Annotated in this window: 15 protein-coding genes; 9 read left to right on the top strand and 6 right to left on the bottom strand. The window is 64.3% G+C overall.

What is annotated here, in order from left to right; translation table 11 throughout:
- The first annotated feature begins 117 nt into the window (after positions 1 to 117).
- From ASC48_RS07075 to hisG, 4 genes are all read left to right on the top strand, one after another.
- Positions 118 to 567, top strand: coding sequence for a group III truncated hemoglobin (locus tag ASC48_RS07075; RefSeq protein WP_055455062.1), 450 nt, complete (start codon positions 118 to 120; stop codon positions 565 to 567).
- Positions 568 to 980: 413 nt separating this feature from the next.
- Positions 981 to 2,516 carry a histidine--tRNA ligase gene (gene hisS, locus ASC48_RS07070; RefSeq protein ID WP_055455061.1) on the top strand — a complete coding sequence of 512 codons (1,536 nt, stop codon included), beginning with the start codon at positions 981 to 983 and terminating at the stop codon, positions 2,514 to 2,516.
- Between the two features lie 10 nt (positions 2,517 to 2,526).
- Entirely contained in the window at positions 2,527 to 3,696 is a 1,170-nt protein-coding gene (locus ASC48_RS07065; protein WP_208975581.1) for an ATP phosphoribosyltransferase regulatory subunit, read from the top strand.
- Positions 3,693 to 4,661, top strand: coding sequence for an ATP phosphoribosyltransferase (gene hisG / locus ASC48_RS07060; RefSeq protein ID WP_050472034.1), 969 nt, complete (start codon positions 3,693 to 3,695; stop codon positions 4,659 to 4,661). Before ASC48_RS07065 ends, hisG begins: the two co-directional genes overlap by 4 nt.
- Before the next feature lie 155 nt (positions 4,662 to 4,816).
- Here hisG and ASC48_RS07055 read toward each other — a convergent pair whose 3' ends face one another.
- Positions 4,817 to 5,455 carry a DNA-3-methyladenine glycosylase I gene (locus tag ASC48_RS07055; RefSeq protein ID WP_055455060.1) on the bottom strand — a complete coding sequence of 213 codons (639 nt, stop codon included), beginning with the start codon at positions 5,453 to 5,455 and terminating at the stop codon, positions 4,817 to 4,819.
- A gap of 118 nt (positions 5,456 to 5,573) precedes the next feature.
- Entirely contained in the window at positions 5,574 to 6,308 is a 735-nt protein-coding gene (locus ASC48_RS07050) for a protein phosphatase CheZ (protein WP_055455059.1), read from the bottom strand.
- Between the two features lie 235 nt (positions 6,309 to 6,543).
- Between ASC48_RS07050 and ASC48_RS07045 the strand changes: the two genes are divergently transcribed.
- Positions 6,544 to 7,266: a DUF2927 domain-containing protein gene (locus ASC48_RS07045; protein WP_055455288.1), complete on the top strand. Its 723-nt coding sequence runs from the start codon at positions 6,544 to 6,546 to the stop codon at positions 7,264 to 7,266.
- A gap of 188 nt (positions 7,267 to 7,454) precedes the next feature.
- Entirely contained in the window at positions 7,455 to 8,195 is a 741-nt protein-coding gene (locus ASC48_RS07040; protein WP_055455058.1) for a L,D-transpeptidase, read from the top strand.
- Between the two features lie 11 nt (positions 8,196 to 8,206).
- On the opposite strand, the gene glcF is transcribed toward ASC48_RS07040, so the two are convergent.
- The 3 genes from glcF to ASC48_RS07025 are packed head-to-tail and all read right to left on the bottom strand — an operon-like array spanning position 8,207 to position 12,323.
- Positions 8,207 to 9,523 (bottom strand): glycolate oxidase subunit GlcF, encoded by a 1,317-nt coding sequence (gene glcF, locus ASC48_RS07035; protein ID WP_055455057.1) that lies wholly within the window; start codon positions 9,521 to 9,523, stop codon positions 8,207 to 8,209.
- A gap of 21 nt (positions 9,524 to 9,544) precedes the next feature.
- Positions 9,545 to 10,813, bottom strand: coding sequence for a glycolate oxidase subunit GlcE (gene glcE, locus ASC48_RS07030; RefSeq protein ID WP_055455056.1), 1,269 nt, complete (start codon positions 10,811 to 10,813; stop codon positions 9,545 to 9,547).
- A 13-nt stretch (positions 10,814 to 10,826) separates the two neighbouring features.
- On the bottom strand, positions 10,827 to 12,323 hold the full coding sequence (locus ASC48_RS07025) for an FAD-linked oxidase C-terminal domain-containing protein (RefSeq protein ID WP_055455055.1): 1,497 nt from the start codon (positions 12,321 to 12,323) through the stop codon (positions 10,827 to 10,829).
- A 181-nt stretch (positions 12,324 to 12,504) separates the two neighbouring features.
- Between ASC48_RS07025 and ASC48_RS07020 the strand changes: the two genes are divergently transcribed.
- Together ASC48_RS07020 and ASC48_RS07015 are read left to right on the top strand one after the other, a co-directional pair.
- Positions 12,505 to 13,446 (top strand): LysR family transcriptional regulator, encoded by a 942-nt coding sequence (locus ASC48_RS07020; RefSeq protein ID WP_055455054.1) that lies wholly within the window; start codon positions 12,505 to 12,507, stop codon positions 13,444 to 13,446.
- A 111-nt stretch (positions 13,447 to 13,557) separates the two neighbouring features.
- A complete protein-coding gene (locus ASC48_RS07015; protein ID WP_055455053.1) occupies positions 13,558 to 13,953 on the top strand; it encodes a c-type cytochrome in 396 nt (131 codons plus the stop codon).
- A gap of 156 nt (positions 13,954 to 14,109) precedes the next feature.
- On the opposite strand, the gene ASC48_RS07010 is transcribed toward ASC48_RS07015, so the two are convergent.
- Positions 14,110 to 15,432: a DUF3422 family protein gene (locus ASC48_RS07010; RefSeq protein WP_055455052.1), complete on the bottom strand. Its 1,323-nt coding sequence runs from the start codon at positions 15,430 to 15,432 to the stop codon at positions 14,110 to 14,112.
- 166 nt (positions 15,433 to 15,598) lie between these two features.
- On the opposite strand from ASC48_RS07010, the gene ASC48_RS07005 reads away from it, so the two are divergent.
- Complete coding sequence (locus ASC48_RS07005) at positions 15,599 to 16,426, top strand: FadR/GntR family transcriptional regulator (RefSeq protein ID WP_055455051.1); 828 nt, start codon at positions 15,599 to 15,601, stop codon at positions 16,424 to 16,426.
- The last annotated feature ends 30 nt before the right edge of the window (positions 16,427 to 16,456 follow it).

The raw sequence follows: 16,456 nt of genomic DNA, 5'->3' as shown, positions 1-16,456 counted from the left end.
ATTTGCAAGCAAGGCACGGTTGACGGCAGCCTGCGGCCCCTTGCCGCCCGCGCAGCTTTTGCCGTGCCTTTGCAAAGACTCGCCGCTAGACTGGCGGCCTGATCAGGAAAGCAGGCCATGACCTCAGTCGACATCCGCCCCGCCGTCACCCGCGTTCCCATGCATGAAAGCATCACCCGCGAGGAGATCAACACGCTGGTGGACAGCTTCTATGATGCCGTGCGCGCCGACGAACGCCTCGGCCCCATTTTCGAGGCCCGTATGGCCGGGCACTGGGAGGCGCATTTGCACCGGATGAAGGGCTTCTGGGGCTCCGTGCTCCTGAAGACCGGCGAATACAAGGGCCGTCCGGTGCCTGCCCACCTGCCCATGCGCCAGGAGGTGAAAAGCGATGATTTCCGCCGCTGGCTCACCCTCTTCCGCGCCACCGCCCGCCACGTCTTTGCCGATCCGGAAGCTGCCGCCATCGTCATCCGCCAGGCCGAGCGCATCGCCACCAGCCTCTGGCTCGCCATGCTCGGCACCCCCTTCGACCGCCCGCCGGGATTTCTGTTCGGGGAGGAATAAGGGGGAAGGCGCTCTCTTTTGAGCACAGCGCCCTTTGTTCCACCTTGAGCTGCGATATGCAGGCTTCGTGCATGAGGATGCACAGACGTGCTCTGACGCCAAAAAACAAGCAGTTTCAATGTTTCGCCTCTCTGACTGATGCCTCTCCTTTCCCCTCCCCCTTGAGGGGAGGGGAACTGAACCGCCGTGCTGTGCAGGGCAAACAGCCTTTTCCCCCTGCCATCCATCTCAAACACCGCCCACCACAGGAATAGGGCGTGACGGCTGAAAACAGGCACCGCCCGCTTCCCCGCCCAATGCCTTGCCCGGCGGGCTGGTTTCGTCTAGGAAACAGCCAGCCGTTTCAGGGGCATGAAAGCCGCTGGACATGACCGCAAGCCTGTTGCACAGCATCCCGGAAAGCAGCCTGTTCCATGTCAAATCCGAAGACCCAGAAACTGAAGGCGCGGCTGCCGCGCGGCTTTGTTGACCGTTCGGCAGCGGATATCCGCGCCACCGAAGAAATGGTCGCGAAGATCAAGGCGGTTTACGAGCTTTACGGGTTTGATCCGGTCGAGACGCCGATGTTCGAATACACCGATTGCCTCGGCAAGTTCCTGCCCGATACGGACCGGCCGAATGCGGGCGTCTTCTCCGTGCAGGATGACGACGAGCAGTGGCTGAGCCTGCGCTATGACCTGACGGCCCCGCTCGCGCGCCATGTGGCCGAGCACATCAACGAGATCCAGCTGCCGTTCCGCAGCTACCGGGCGGGCTGGGTGTTCCGCAACGAAAAGCCCGGCCCCGGCCGCTTCCGCCAGTTCATGCAGTTCGACGCCGACAGCGTTGGCGCACCGGGCGTCGGGGCGGACGCGGAAATGTGCATGATGTTCGCCGATACGCTGGAAGCGCTTGGGCTGAAAGGCCAGTATGTTGTGCGCGTCAACAACCGCAAGGTTCTGGACGGCGTGCTCGAAGCCATCGGCCTTGGCGGTGAGGCGGACGGCGAACAGCGCCTGACCGTGCTGCGCGCCATGGACAAGTTCGACAAGTTCGGCAGCGAAGGCGTGCGCCTCTTGCTGGGTGCCGGGCGCAAGGACGAGAGCGGCGACTTCACCAAGGGCGCCGGGCTTGCGGACGCTGCCATCGCCGCCATCCTCGAAATTCTGGAAGGCGGCTCGCTGGAGGCGCTTCTGGCTGATGGCGAGGACCTCGCCTTCAAGACACCAGCACTGGCGGCCCTGCCCTTCAATGCGGCGCTTCATGACGGCTTCTCGGAGCTGCGCGCCATCTCCGGCCTCGTCCGTGCAGCTGGGTATGGTGCCGAGCGCATCAAGATCGACACCTCCGTCGTGCGCGGCCTCGAATATTACACCGGCCCCGTCTATGAGGCCGAACTGCTGTTCCCCGTCACCAATGAAAAGGGTGAGGTGGTGCAGTTCGGCTCCGTTGGCGGCGGCGGGCGCTATGACGGGCTGGTGAAGCGCTTCACGGGCCGCGATGTTCCGGCCACGGGCTTTTCCATCGGCGTGTCGCGCCTGATGAGCGCGCTGAAGAACCTCGGCAAGCTGCAGGGCAGCGGGACGCTGCCGCCGGTTCTCGTCACCGTCATGGACGGCGATGCAGACGCCATGGCCAGCTATCAGGCCATGACCCAGCAGCTGCGGCAGGCCGGCATCCGTGCCGAGATGTATCAGGGCAACTGGAAGAAATTCGGCAACCAGCTGAAATATGCCGACAAGCGCGGCTGCCCCCTCGCCATCATTCAAGGTTCCGATGAGCGCGCCAACGGAGAAATCCAGATCAAGGACTTGATTGAGGGCAAGCGTCTTTCAGGTGAAATAACCGACAATGTAACATGGCGCGAAAGCCGCCCGGCACAGGTGACTGTGGCCGCAGGCGAGCTGGTGGAAACCGTGAAGCGCATGCTGGCCGGGCAGGCCGAAGACCGCGCCCGCGCGGCAAGCTGAGGACAGGACGATGACGGGAAGCACCGCAGCAAACGGATCAGGGGCCGATGCCGGCACCGCACGGCTGGCCGCAACCGCACTGGCGCGGCTGCAGGCTGCCGGGCATACGCGCATCGACCCGCCGATCCTGCAGCCTGCGGACACGTTTCTGGATCTGGTGGGCGAGGACATCCGCCGCCGCCTGTTCCTGACGAACGGTGCCGATGGGCCGGAGCTGTGCCTGCGCCCGGATTTCACCATTCCCGTCTGCCGCCAGCACCTCGAAAGCGAACCGGCCAACCGGCGCGATGACTATTGCTACGCGGGGCCCGTGTTCCGCCAGCGCCCCGGCGGCATCGGCGAGATCCCGCAGGTTGGTGCCGAAAGCTTTGGCCGCACCGACCGGGAACAGGCGGATGCCGCGATGCTGGCGCTGGCCACCGGCGTGCTGGCCGACCTTGGCATCACGGATCCGGTGATCCGCATCGGCGATGAAACCATCTTCACCGCCGTGCTTGCCGGGCTGAACCTGCCCGTGGTGTGGCAGCGCCGCCTGCGCGGGTTGTTCGGCGAGACGGCCCGGCTGGACGCGGCCATCGCCCGCATGGGCGGCGAAGGCGTGCAGGATGACAGCGCCACCCGTCTCGGCTTCCTCGCCGCGCTCGACGGCGCCAATCATGAAGCCGCGCAGCAGGTGGTCACCGATCTTCTGTCCATCGCCGGCATCACCGCCGTGGCCGGGCGCAGCGCCAGCGAAATTGCCGAACGCTTTCTGGAGCAGGCCGCCCTTGCCAACGGCTCAGGCGCCAATGCGGGCGCGGCGGCCACCTTGCGCGACTATCTTGCCATCAAGGGCCAGCCGGATGTGGCGCTTTGCGAGCTGAAGGCCTTCGCCAGCCGTCATGGCCTGGACCTTTCCGGCCCGCTGGCGGCCTTCGAAGCCCGGCTTGCGGCCATCAATGCGCACGGTCTTGCCGCCTCGCGCATGCAGTTTGCCGCTGATTTCGGCCGCCGCCTCGACTATTATACCGGCTTCGTCTTCGAGATGACCGCTGCAGGTCATGACCTGCCGGGGCAGATCGTCGGCGGCGGGCGCTATGACAAGCTGCTGCGCCTGCTGGGCGCCCCGCACGAGGTGCCCGCCGTCGGCTTCTCGCTGTGGCTGGACCGGCTGCAGACCGTTGTGGAGGCTCGCGCATGACCCGTCTGATCATCGGCATTCCCTCCAAGGGCCGCCTGCAGGAAAAGACCTCCGAGTTCTTCGCCGCCAGCGGCTTGCGCATCGTCCAGCCGGGCGGCGACCGCAATTACCGCGGCGCCATCAAGGGGCTGGAGGATGCGGAAATCGCCTTCCTCTCCGCTTCCGAAATCGCCCGCGAACTGGCGGAAGGCACCATCCACTTCGGCATCACCGGGCTGGATCTGGTGCATGAGAGCATCGCCGCGCCGGAGCGCCTCGTGCATGTCGTCACCCCGCTCGGCTTCGGCCCGGCGGATGTGGTCGTCGCCGTGCCCAAGGCCTGGATCGACGTGGAAACCATGGCCGACCTTGGCGACGTGGCCTCCGACTTCCGCGCCCGCCACGGCCGCAGCCTGCGGGTGGCAACCAAATACGTGAACCTGACCCGTGCCTTCTTCGCCCGGCAGGGCATTGCCGATTACCGCATCGTCGAAAGCGCCGGCGCCACGGAAGGTGCGCCTGCCGCCGGCTCTGCGGAACTCATTGTCGACATCACCACCACCGGCTCGACGCTGGAAGCCAACGCGCTGAAGATTCTCAAGGATGGCGTCATCCTGAAGAGCCAGGCCCATCTGGTCGCCTCGCTGAAAGCGGACTGGAGTGGCACGGCACTGGGAGCAGCCCGCACCATTCTGGACCGGGTGGCGGCTGAGGAAACCGCAAGGGGCCTGCGCATCGTCCGGGCGCTCGTCACCGATCCGCGCGGCGCGGTGAAGGCCGTGCTGCCGCTGGGGGCTGAACTCGCCTTCGGCCATCCGGCCGACGAAACGGTTCTCGCCCTGCTCTGCCCCAAGGATCAGGTGGCCGACTGCGCCCAGAAGCTGATCGAGCATGGAGCCCAGACGGTCAGCGTCGAGACGCCGGACTACATCTTCCGCAGCACCAACCGCCTTTTCGATCCGCTGGCGGAAAAGGTGAGACCCTGAAAAATGGCCGCCTTGCGGGCTAGAGAGCGCAAGGCGGCCAGTCTCATCGGGGGAAGACCGGTGCGCCGCGCGGGGGGGGGGGGGCTGCGGCACCGGAAATCGCTGCTGCCACTGCATCACGGTTATCAGGTATACGCAGGCAGCCGCCCGCCGGATCAGCCGTTCATGACAACAGGACGCACGAACGTGGCCCGGTATTCTTCAAGCGGCTCCCGGCAGCAGCAGCCTTCGAGGTGATCGTTCACCAGCCCCATCGCCTGCATGAAGGCATAGACGGTGGTTGGTCCCACAAAACTCCAGCCGCGCTTCTTGAGATCCCTGGACAGGGCCACACTTTCCGCTGACTGGGTGATCTGCGAAAGGGTTGCGCGGTCATAACGCAGGGGCCGCGCCTCCGGCTTTGGCTCGAAGCGCCAGAAATAGGCGGCCAGAGACCCGAACTCGGCCTTCAACTCGATGGCGCGCCGGGCGTTGTTGATGGTGGAGACGATCTTGCCACGGTGGCGCACGATGCCCGTGTCAGCAAGGCAGCGGGAGATGTCCTCTTCCCCGAACTCCGCCACCTTGTTGAAATCAAAGCCGGCAAAAGCCGCGCGGAAGCCCTCGCGCTTGCGCAGGATCGTCAGCCAGGACAGGCCGGACTGGAAGCCTTCGAGGCAGATCTTCTCGAACAGGCGGTGATCATCCGTGACGGGCCAGCCCCATTCCTGATCGTGATAGTTGCGGTAATCCTCCAGCCCGCCATACCACTTGCAGCGGTGCTGGCCATCCGGCCCCTCGATCAGACCATCCATTCTTGCCTCCCGCATCTGGGATTTTTGTTCTTTTTTTGTTCTATATGCTTTTCATCCATGCCGCAAACGGAAAAAGCCGGCGCAAAGGCCGGCTTTTTGCAAAATGACAGAGGCTGCTTCACGCAAAGAGCGCGTCGATGTCGTCCTGCGAGGCAACATTGGTGTCGGTCTTGAGCGAGGGGCCGTTGAGCAGAGCGGCGTCGCCCTCGGCCTGCGCCCGCATCTTGAACTCGAAGTCGTTGAAGCTTTCAATACCGCCCCAGATGTTCATCATGTCGATGATGCGCTCTTCAATGAAGCGCAGGGTATTGATTACCTTGGTGATGCGCTGACCGGTCAGATCCTGGAAGTTACAGGCTTCGAAGATCTGGATGACCTTTTCCTGGATGTCCTGCGCCATTTCACGGTCATGGCCGCTCACGCGGGCCGACAGGGTGTTGGCGGTCTCGTCGATGAACTCGGCTGCGGACAGAATGCTTTCCGTAGCCCCTTCCGTACCTTCGACGACAGCATCAAGTTCGTTGGAGACGCGCGCCATCTCCTCACCTTCCGACCCGGTGGTGTGGTGCAGGGCTGCGATTTCCTTCTTCGTAGCGTTGATCGCCTCGTAGATGGCATCAAGTTCAGCCTTCAGCTTGGCCGCTTCGTTCAGTTCCTTGCGGAACTCCTGCAACACCTGATCGCTGATGCTCTTGCTGTCCGGAGCAGTATTGCCCTGCATCAAGGCCTTGACTGCCCGGATCTCCGCCATCAGCTCCTGATGCCGGTATTCCTCAAGCCGTTCTGGCTGCGCTGCAGCCGTCGCATCACGGAAAAGACTTTCAACCCGGAATGCACGTTTTGCCGCCGCCATAACTGCTCCTGCCATCACTCAAATACTGTAGGAGATTGCCCATCCTGGGGCTGATTTATATCCGCCGATGTTTAAGGAAATGTTCCCGGGCTCCGTTGAAACGCGCAGATGATGCGGATTCAGGCCATTGATGCGATTTTGGTTTTCAAGCCGACCCGGCTGCGATTAAAGTCCGCCAGCGTGGAAGGTTAACGCCGCGTGAAGAAGGGTCCGCAGCCCGGTGAAGCAGTTTCAGATGCCGCGCATTTCCATCACATGCCTTGCCCTTCTGCTTGCTAGCAGCCTTGCCGGCAAGGCAGTGGCGCAGCCGGATACCTTCACCACAGAAGAACTGGTGACCGGCTTCAATGCGACCGTCTTCGGCCTCGAATACCGCACCTGGAGCTGGCAGCCCTATATGGTGAAGAAATTCGCCAAACCCGTCCGTTTCCGCATCTTCAGCCTGTCACACAAGGACCGGCGGGCCGAAGTCGAGGTCTTCATCGCCGAAATGGACCGCAAGATCGCAGGTATTTCGATCCAGGTGGCCAGCGCCACCGAAGAGCCGAACTTTGACGTCTACATCGTTGACCGGCACCAGTATGAAGACGTGGTGCGCCAGTCGGTCTACAAGGACATGACCGCTGATGCACCGGGCCGCTGCCTTGTGCGGGTGGAGTCTGGGCGCCGGGGTATCAAGAACTCCCGTGCCGTCATTGTTTCCGATGAGGGCGACTTCCTGTTCCGCCGCTGTCTGGTGGAAGAGCTGCTGCAGGGGCTCGGCCCCATGAATGATGATGACCGGCTGGTGCATTCGGTCTTCAATGACAGCTCACGCCACAACCGCTTCACCGTTTTCGACCAGCTTATCCTGAATATACTCTATGACCCGCGCATCAAGCCCGGCATGTCCCCTTCCGAGGCAGAGAAGGTGCTGCCGGTGGTCGTGCGGGACGCCCGGCGGCGGATCCAGCCCTGAGCCATCAGGCCCCTCGCATCCGGCCGGGTAACCGGCCGTTCACCATATCCGTACATTGCCCCTTTACCTTGATTCCAGATTGCCGGACTGGTTAGCCCGCCGTTCACCCTTTCCACGCGGTCAGATACCTAAAATTTGAACGAATGCCGGTCTCCGGCTTGAAGGCCATCTGTTTGCGAGTAACGCCAATGAAGCGGATACGGACCCTGACTGCCGCCGGGCTTTTCAGTGCCCTTGCACTGGTGCCTGCGGCCACACCAAGCGCCATGGCCCAGAATGCCGGCCGTGCCACGCCGCCGCCGGTGATCCTGAGCCCGGACCTGGCAGAACCCTGGCTGCTGCAGCTGCGCCCCCACGGCATTCAGCCGCCAAGGCCGCAGCCGCCGCAGCAGAGCTGGTTCTCCTTCAGCAGCAGGCAGCCAGCCCCCGTGCAGCTGGCCCATGCCGAGCCTGCCCGCAAGGCGCCGCAGGCCACCCGCCAGATCGACCCGAAATTCCTGCCAGCGGTGGTGGATTACAAAGGCCCCCACAAGCCGGGCACGATCGTGGTGGATACCAACACCCGCTATCTCTATCTGGTGCAGGCGGGCGGCACCGCGCGCCGCTATGGTATTGGCGTCGGCAAGCCGGGCTTTGAATGGGCCGGGACCCACAAGGTCACCCGCAAGGCGGAATGGCCGGACTGGCGCCCGCCGGCTTCCATGCGTAAGCGCCGCCCGGAACTGCCCACCTTCATGGCGGGCGGGCCGAACAATCCTCTGGGCGCCCGGGCGCTCTATCTCGGCTCGTCGCTCTACCGGATTCACGGCTCGAACGAGCCCTGGAGCATCGGCCATGCCGTATCTTCCGGCTGTATCCGCATGCGCAACGAGGACGTGACGGATCTTTACGAGCGCGTCGGCGTCGGCACGACGGTGATCGTCATCTGACCTGATAGCAGCTAAGCTTTGGACGTGAGCACTTCCGGGCAAGGCCCGCCATAGGCCCAGTCCAGCAATTCCGCCGTGTGCACCACAGGGATATCGATCCCGGTTCCGATCTGCGTCATGCAGCCGATGTTGCCGGTGGCGACCAGATCCGGCATCGTCTTGCGGATGTTGGCGGCCTTGCGGTCCCTGAGGCGCGTGGCAATTTCGGGCTGGAGAATGTTGTAGGTGCCGGCCGAACCGCAGCACAGATGCCCCTCCGGCACATCCTTCACGGTAAAGCCCGCCGCCTTCAGCAGATCTTTCGGCTGGCGGGTTATCTTCTGCCCGTGCTGCATGGAACAGGCGGAGTGATAGGCGATGGTCAGCCCGCCGGGACGAACCGGCGCGCCCAGATCGAGGCCAGTCAGGAACTCGGTGATGTCCTTGGCGAGGCCGGACACTTTCGCCGCCCGCTCCGCATAGGCCGGATCATTGCGCAGCATGAAGCCATAGTCCTTGATCGCCGTGCCGCAGCCAGAAGCGGTGATGACGATGGCATCGAGCCCTTCGCCCTCTGCCTCGCGCATCCACACATCCACATTGCGCCGGGCATTGGCGAGCGCATCCTCTTCCCGGCCCATGTGATGCACCAGCGCGCCGCAGCAGCCCTCTCCCTTGGGCAACACCACCTCATATCCGGCCCGCGTCAGCAGGCGGATGGTGGCGTCGTTGATGGACGGGGCCAGCACCGGCTGGGCGCAGCCGTTCAGCAGAGCAACCCTGCCCTTCCGTGCGCCTTCCTGCGGCTGGAAATTACCCGGCGCCTCATAGAGGCCACGCCCCGGCGCCCTGGAAGGGGCCAGCGAAAGCATCGCGCCCAGCTTGGCAAAGGGACCGCCCAGCGCCTTGAAGGCACCTGCAAGCGGGCGGCCCATATAGGCCCCCACCAGCGCCAGCCGGAAGCGGCCGGGATAGGGCAGGACAGCGGCCAGCAGCGCGCGGATCAGCCGGTCAGCCAGCGGGCGGCGCCAGGTCCGCTCGATATGGACACGGGCATGGTCCACCAGATGCATGTAATTCACGCCAGACGGACAGGTGGTCATACAGGACAGGCACGACAGGCAGCGGTCCACGTGGCGCACGATCTGTTCATCCGCCGGACGGCCGTTTTCCAGCATGTCCTTGATCATGTAGATGCGGCCGCGCGGACTATCCAGCTCATCCCCCAGCAGGGTGAAGGTGGGGCAAGTGGCCGTGCAGAAGCCGCAATGCACGCATTTGCGCAGAATCTTCTCCGATTCGGCCACATGCGGATCTGCGAGCTGTTCGGCGGTGAAATTGGTCTGCATGCATCACCTGAGGGTCAAGGGTCACAGATCCGGCGCGATACGGCCGGGATTGAGAATGCCTTTGGGGTCGAACTGAGCCTTGAGCCGGCGCGACAGCGCCGCAAGCGCAGGTTCCTGCGGCTCGAACACAGGCACGCTGGAGCGCGCGCCAGCATCCGCCCGCACCAGCATGGCATGGCCGCCGCCGTGGTCCGCCAGAGCGTCACGGATGGGCACGTCATGCAGATTGCCATCCAGGCACTGCAGCCAGACCAGCCCGCCGCTCCAGTCAAAGAAGGCTTCCACCGGAATGCTCTGCTTCAGGCTGGCGAGATATCTTGCCCCCGAAGCTGGCGGCAGCGACACGCGCCAGACCGGCAGGCTGCCGCCCGCAAAGGGCCGGCAATCGCGGATCGCGGCCCAGGCGGCACGGGAGGCTGAATCCTCCAGCCGCTCCACGGCAGCGCCAGCCGGAAGAACTTCAGCCAGCAGGCGGGACAGCGCGGCAAAGCGGTAATCGACAGAAGGGCCAAAGCCCTCCAGCCGGATCAGCGTCACCGCCCGGCCCCGGTCCTGCCCGGCAAGGCCAAGCCTTGCAAACAGGCCCTCAGGCAGATGTGCAGCCGCCGACACTTCGGCAGGCGTTCCCATCGCCCGGCAGAGGGCGGCAACCGCCGTGGCATCGTCCAGCCCCTCGATCAGCAGGCTGACGCTGGTTTCCGCCCGAGGATTGACCTTGAGCGTCAGTTCGGTGGACAGTGCCAGCGTGCCCCAGGAGCCGCAGAGCGCGCGGGGCAGATCGTAGCCCGTCACATTCTTTACCACCTTGCCGCCGGCCCGGAAGATCTCGCCGCGCCCGGAGACAGCCTCCAGCCCCAGCACGTGATCCCGGGCAGCGCCTGCCTTGATGCGGCGGGGACCGGACAGATTGGCCGCCAGTGCGCCGCCAAGCGTTCCTTGCGCGGAGACGCCGCCCAGCAGCGGGCCATAGTCTATCGGCTCGAAGGAGAGCTCCTGCCCGGCTGCAGCAACCGCCGCCTCGATCTCCGCCAGCGGCGTGCCCGCCAGCGCGGTCAGCACCAGTTCGGCAGGCTCATAGACGAGGACTCCGGAGAGGGCCGACAGGTCGGCCACAAGTCCAGCCTGCACCGGGCGGCCCAGCGCGCGCTTGGAGCCCTGCCCGATGATTTCAAGCGGCAGATCCTCCGCAGCCGCATGGGCCACAAGGTCGCGCAGTTCACTGGCATTGCGCGGCCGCACGGCCTTCAGCGCAGCGGCACCGGGAGCCACGGTGGTCTGGTCTGGGGTCATCTGGTCCACCTGCTCAGAAACGCGGAATGTCCGGGAAGGGCATCTGCCCCTTGTGCACATGCATGCGGCCAAGCTCGGCGCAGCGGTGCAGCACGGGGAAGACCTTGCCGGGATTGAGAAGCTGGCGCTCGTCAAAGGCGCATTTGACCCTCTGCTGCTGGCGCAGATCATCCTCGGAGAACATCTCCGTCATCAGGTCGCGCTTTTCGATTCCGACGCCATGCTCGCCGGTCAGCACGCCCCCCACCTCGACGCAAAGCCGCAGGATGTCGGCGCCGAAGGCTTCGGCAGCCTCCAGTTCGCCCGGCAGATTGGCATCATAGAGGATCAGCGGATGCAGATTGCCGTCTCCGGCATGGAACACGTTGGCGACCCTGAGCCCATGCTTCTCCGACAGCGCCCGCATGCCGGCCAGCACACGCGGCAGTTCGCGCCGGGGAATGGTGCCGTCCATGCACAGATAGTCCGGCGAAATACGCCCCACAGCAGGGAAAGCTGCCTTGCGCCCGGCCCAGAACACCATCCGCTCTTCTTCGCTCGTCGAAACGCGCAGATAGCCGGAGTTGTTGGCGCGGGCGATTTCCTCGACGCGGGCCAGCAGATAGTCCACCTCCGCCTCCGGCCCGTCCAGCTCCACGATCAGCAGCGCCTCGGCCTCGCGCGGATAGCCGGCATGGACGAAATCCTCCGCCGCTTCCAGCGCCAGCTTGTCCATCATCTCCAGCCCGCCGGGGATGATGCCTGCGGCGATGATATCGGCCACGCAGCGCCCGGCATCTTCGGTAGCAGAGAAGCCGACCAGCGCGGCACGGGCCGTTTCCGGCTTCTGCAGGATGCGAACGGTAACTTCCGTCACGACGCCAAGCAGCCCTTCGGAGCCTGTCATCATGGCCAGGAGATCATAGCCTTCCGCATCCAGATGCTTGCCGCCAAGACGGATGACCTCACCCGTCACCAGCACCATTTCGAGACCAAGCACGTTGTTGGTGGTGAGGCCATATTTCAGGCTGTGCACGCCGCCGGAGTTTTCCGCGATGTTGCCGCCGATGGAGCAGGCAATCTGCGAGGACGGGTCCGGCGCGTAATAGAAACCCTCGTGTTCCACGGCGCGGGTGATGCCAAGGTTGGTCACGCCGGGCTGGACAGTGACGGCACGGTTGGGAAAGTCGATATCGAGGATGCGGTTGAACTTCATCATCGACATCAGCACGCCATCGGCCACCGGCAGCGCGCCGCCGGAGAGCGAGGTGCCGGCCCCGCGCGGCACCACCTTGACGCCGTTGTCATAGCAGTAGCGCAGGACGGCCGCGACCTGCTCCACCGTTTCCGGCAGCACGACGATCAGCGGCATCTGGCGGTAGGCGGTCAGCGCATCGGTCTCATAGGGGCGCATGCCGGTGTCATCGGCAATCACACCCTCTCCCGGCACGATGGCCTGAAGCGCGGAAACGATCTCCGCCCGGCGCGCCAGAACGGCACCATCCGGCTGCGGCATGGCAAGTCCGGCCATTTTCTCTCCTCTCCGGCAAAAATGTGATCCATTCTTGCCCTCCTGCCCGTAAGACAGCAAACGGACCGGCTCCACCGCTCCGGAAATGCCTTCTGTCAGCCTTACGAAAGGCAGTCTGGCAAAAAACCGGCGCAAGCGGAATATCCGGTCCCTTACTAGCTCTCTTTCCGGCGGGAATAAAATGAGCAATCTGACCGATATGGAAATCTTCGCCCGGGTCGTCACAGCCGGCAGCATGTCGGCCGCAGGACGGGAGATGGGGCTTTCCCCTGCCGTCGTGTCGAAACGCATCCGCCGGCTGGAAGACAAGCTCGGCACCCGCCTTCTGCAACGCACCACCCGGCAGATTGCCCTGACAGAGGCCGGCCATGGCTTCCATGACCGGGTTCTCGCCATTCTTGCCTCCGTCGAGGAAGCCGAAACCTTTGTGACACGGGGATCGGCGCAGGCGCGCGGCACGCTGAAGGTCAGCGCGCCCACATCCTTCGGCCGCATGCACGTTGCGCCGTATCTCGCCCGTTTTCTCGAAGCCAATCCGGACCTTTATGTCAGCCTCGACCTGTCGGATGAGTTCGTCGACATCGTCGGTGACGGCTATGACCTGGCGATCCGCATTGCCGAACTGTCCGATTCCAGCCTTGTTGCCCGGCGCCTTGCGCCCGTGCACCGGGTGCTCTGCGCCTCTCCCTCCTATATCGAGCGGCATGGCGAGCCGAAGAGCATCGATGACCTTGTGGAGAACCACGTCCGGGTTGCCGCCGCCGCGCAGGACCCCTGGCGGCTGATGGGGCCGCGTGGCCTGGAAATCGTCAAGACGGACGCTCCCTTGCGCACCAATTCCAGCGAGGTGGTGCGCGAGGCGGTGCTGGCCGGTGTCGGCATTGCGCTGCGCTCCACTTGGGACGTGGGGCCGGAACTGCGCGAAGGCAAGCTGCAGATCGTGCTGCCCCAATACCGCGCCTCCAAGGACGTGGGCCTGCATGCGGTCTATCCCACCCGGCGCTTCCTGTCGGCCAAGGTGCGGGTTTTCATCGACTTTCTGGCCCAGCTCTACGGTCCGCAGCCCTATTGGGACGAGGGCCTGTCCGGCTGGCTCGGCAGCATGGAACGCGCAGCGGGCTGACAGCGTAGCTCTGCGTATGAGCCACAGTGACGCACCCGCTTGCAGCTTGAAGAGAGTAGAATATCTTCTCTACAAGACCGGCTTGGCGGCCGTGACTGAGGGAGAAACACGATGAAATATGTAGTGCTTGCTGCAGCCATGCTGGCTGCTGCGGCGACGGGGGCACGTGCAGACGGCGATGCCGCTGCGGGCGAAAAAGTGTTCAAGAAGTGCATGGCCTGCCATGAAGTTGGCGCGAGTGCCAAGAACAAGGTGGGGCCGGAACTGAACGGCATCGTCGGGCGCCCGGTCGCCTCGATTGCCGAGTTCAAATATTCGCCTGCCATGACCGAGTTTGGTGCCGGTGGCAAGGTGTGGGACGCGGAAACCCTTCACACCTATCTGGCGGACCCCAAGGGCCTCGTCCCCAAGACCAAGATGGCTTTTGCCGGTCTCAAGAAGGATCAGGAAGTCCTTGACGTGATCGCCTACATGAACCAGTTCAACGAGGACGGTTCAATCAAGTAATCCGGATTTCCGGACTTGCAAGGCCGGGCCCAGCGCCCGGCCTTTTGCGTTTTCATGAAGATATTTTTCAGCAAAAATCCGATATTTTCGTCATGCCATGGCTCGTCCATGGCATGACGGTGTTGTCATTTTAAGCGCTCAGCTTCACCCACCCCCTCAATGCGGCTCCCCTGTATCCGTGTGATGCGCCCGGATGCGGCGGACGGTCCACCAGACGGCGAGCAGCACCAGCGGCACCGACATGCCCGAGACAAGACCCGGATCTGGCATGGGCACACCCGCGTCCTTCAGGCCCTTGGCGAGATAGCCCACCAGCCCCACCACATAGTAGCTGACGGCGGCCACCGAGAGCCCCTCCACCGTCTGCTGCAGGCGCAGTTGCAGGCGGGCGCGGCGGTTCATGGAATCGAGCAGATCCCGGTTCTGGCGCTCCATGTCCACATCCACCCGCGTGCGCAGCAGCGTCGTGGCGCGGGCAAGTTTGCGTGACAGGTTGATCTGCCGGTTTTCCACCGACTCGATGGTGCGCATGGCCGGGGCAATCCGGCGTGCGAGAAAGGACGCCAGCCCGAGATAGCCAGGAACCGGGGCTTCCTCGATGGTCTCCAGCCGTGCCTTGAGAATGCTGTGATAGGCACGGCTCGCCCCGAAGCGGTAGGCGCTGGAGGCCGCGCCCGCCTCCAGATCCGCCGCCAGATCGGAGAGACGCTCCAGCAGGCGGCGGTTGCTGTCCATGTCCGACGCCCCGCGCATCTCCCCGGTCAACCGCACAAGCTCTTCCTCGATCCGCCGGACATCCGGCGAAAGCTCCGTGGCCATGGGCAGGCCAAGCAGTGCGAGCGTGCGGTAGGTTTCCACCTCGATGAGGCGCTGCGCCAGCGCGCCGGTCTGGCTGGGCGCCATGCCCCTGTCGATGAGCAGAATACGCGTCAGCCCCTCGCCGTCCTGCCGGAAATCCGTCATGGCGACGGCCCGCCCCTCCTCGGATTGGAGAGCGGCCAAGCTTGCCCGGTCGAACCACCGGGACAGCGCAGCCTCGTCGTGACCATTTTCCGGCACGACATCCAGCCTTGCCGCCACCAGCATCGGCCCCGGAGCCCGGAAGCCCGATCCGAAGGGATGACCGGCGGGAATCCGCCCGAAGGGATGCCCGCCATCCGGTGCCACGTCAAAGGTGTAGGTGATGAATTCCGAATGCTGCTCCCAGCGCAGGGAGCCACCCGCCATCGGCAGAACATGCGAGCGGTCGCTCTCCTCCGGTCCCTTGACGCCCTGGCTGCGGCAGAGATCGGCAAACCAGATCCGGTCATCACCGATGGCCTGCGGGTCCGCGGTAAAGGCGTAATGCAGCAGGATGCGCGGGCTTTCCAGCGCGCGGAACGGGCGGGCATGAAGCTCGCCCAGCACGGCCGCCCTCAGGTGATGCTTGCCGAATGGCAGCAAGCCACCGGTCTGCTGCGTGTTTGCGTCCGCGTTCATTCTCGCCCCCGTCTTCCTGCCTCAAAGTGGCGCAGGATCCTCGCATCTGTCATGCGCAAAATTGCGCCGGCGGCAAGCTGCGGCACAATGTAAGGGCTCATGCAAAGGCAGAACTTGCAATTGGACAAAAAATTTGACCAATTATTGCAAGAGAAAGAGATGCCGCATGTTCGCCAAGGTCAATCATGCCCGTACCGCCGATGCCGTGGTGGATCAGATCGAGCTTCTGATCCTCAATGGCGTGCTGCGTCCGGCCGACCGGCTGCCGCCCGAGCGGGAACTGGCGGATCTGGTGGATGTGTCGCGGCCGATCCTGCGTGAGGCCCTGAAGACGCTGGAAGAGCGCGGGCTTGTGGTGAGCCGCCAGGGTGGCGGCACCTATGTGGCCGACCTGACCGGTTCGGTGTTTTCTGAAGCGCTGGTGGATCTCATCGCCCGCCATCCTGCCGCCATCGAGGACTACCTCGACTTCCGCAGCGACATTGAAGGCCTTGCAGCGGCCAAGGCGGCGGCCAGATCCACCGCTGCCGATCACGCCCTGCTGACGCGTATTGTCGAAGCCATGGCCGCAGCCTTCGAGGCGGAAGACCATGAGGCCGAGGCGCGGCTGGACGTGGAGTTTCATCAGGCGATCGGTGAAGCTGCCCATAACATGATCCTGCTGCACACGCTCAGGGCCTGCTACCGCCTGCTGGAAACCGGCGTCTATTTCAGCCAGCAGAAGCTCTTCCGCCATCCCGGCGCCCGCGAGGCACTGCTGGACCAGCACCGGGCCATCCTCGCCAGAGTGACCGCCGGCGACAGTGAAGGCGCGCGGCGGGCGGCAGAGGCACACATTGCCTTTGTGCGCCGCGCGCTGAGGGAGGCCGGGCAGGAAGGCACCCGCAGCGCCCTGTCAAACCTCAGGCTTGATCAGCGCATTGCCAGCCTGCCGAAACCCCGGCGCGCCAAGGCCAAATCAACAGCCAAACCGGCGGCCGCCCGCCAGACGTGACCCCGGACCGACGTAACGTTACCTTGGGAA

Origin of the sequence: Pannonibacter indicus, assembly GCF_001418225.1 — a bacterium.
Lineage (GTDB): Bacteria > Pseudomonadota > Alphaproteobacteria > Rhizobiales > Stappiaceae > Pannonibacter > Pannonibacter indicus.
Note: the sequence above shows the minus strand (reverse complement) of the source record. Positions and strands in the feature narration are given on the sequence as shown.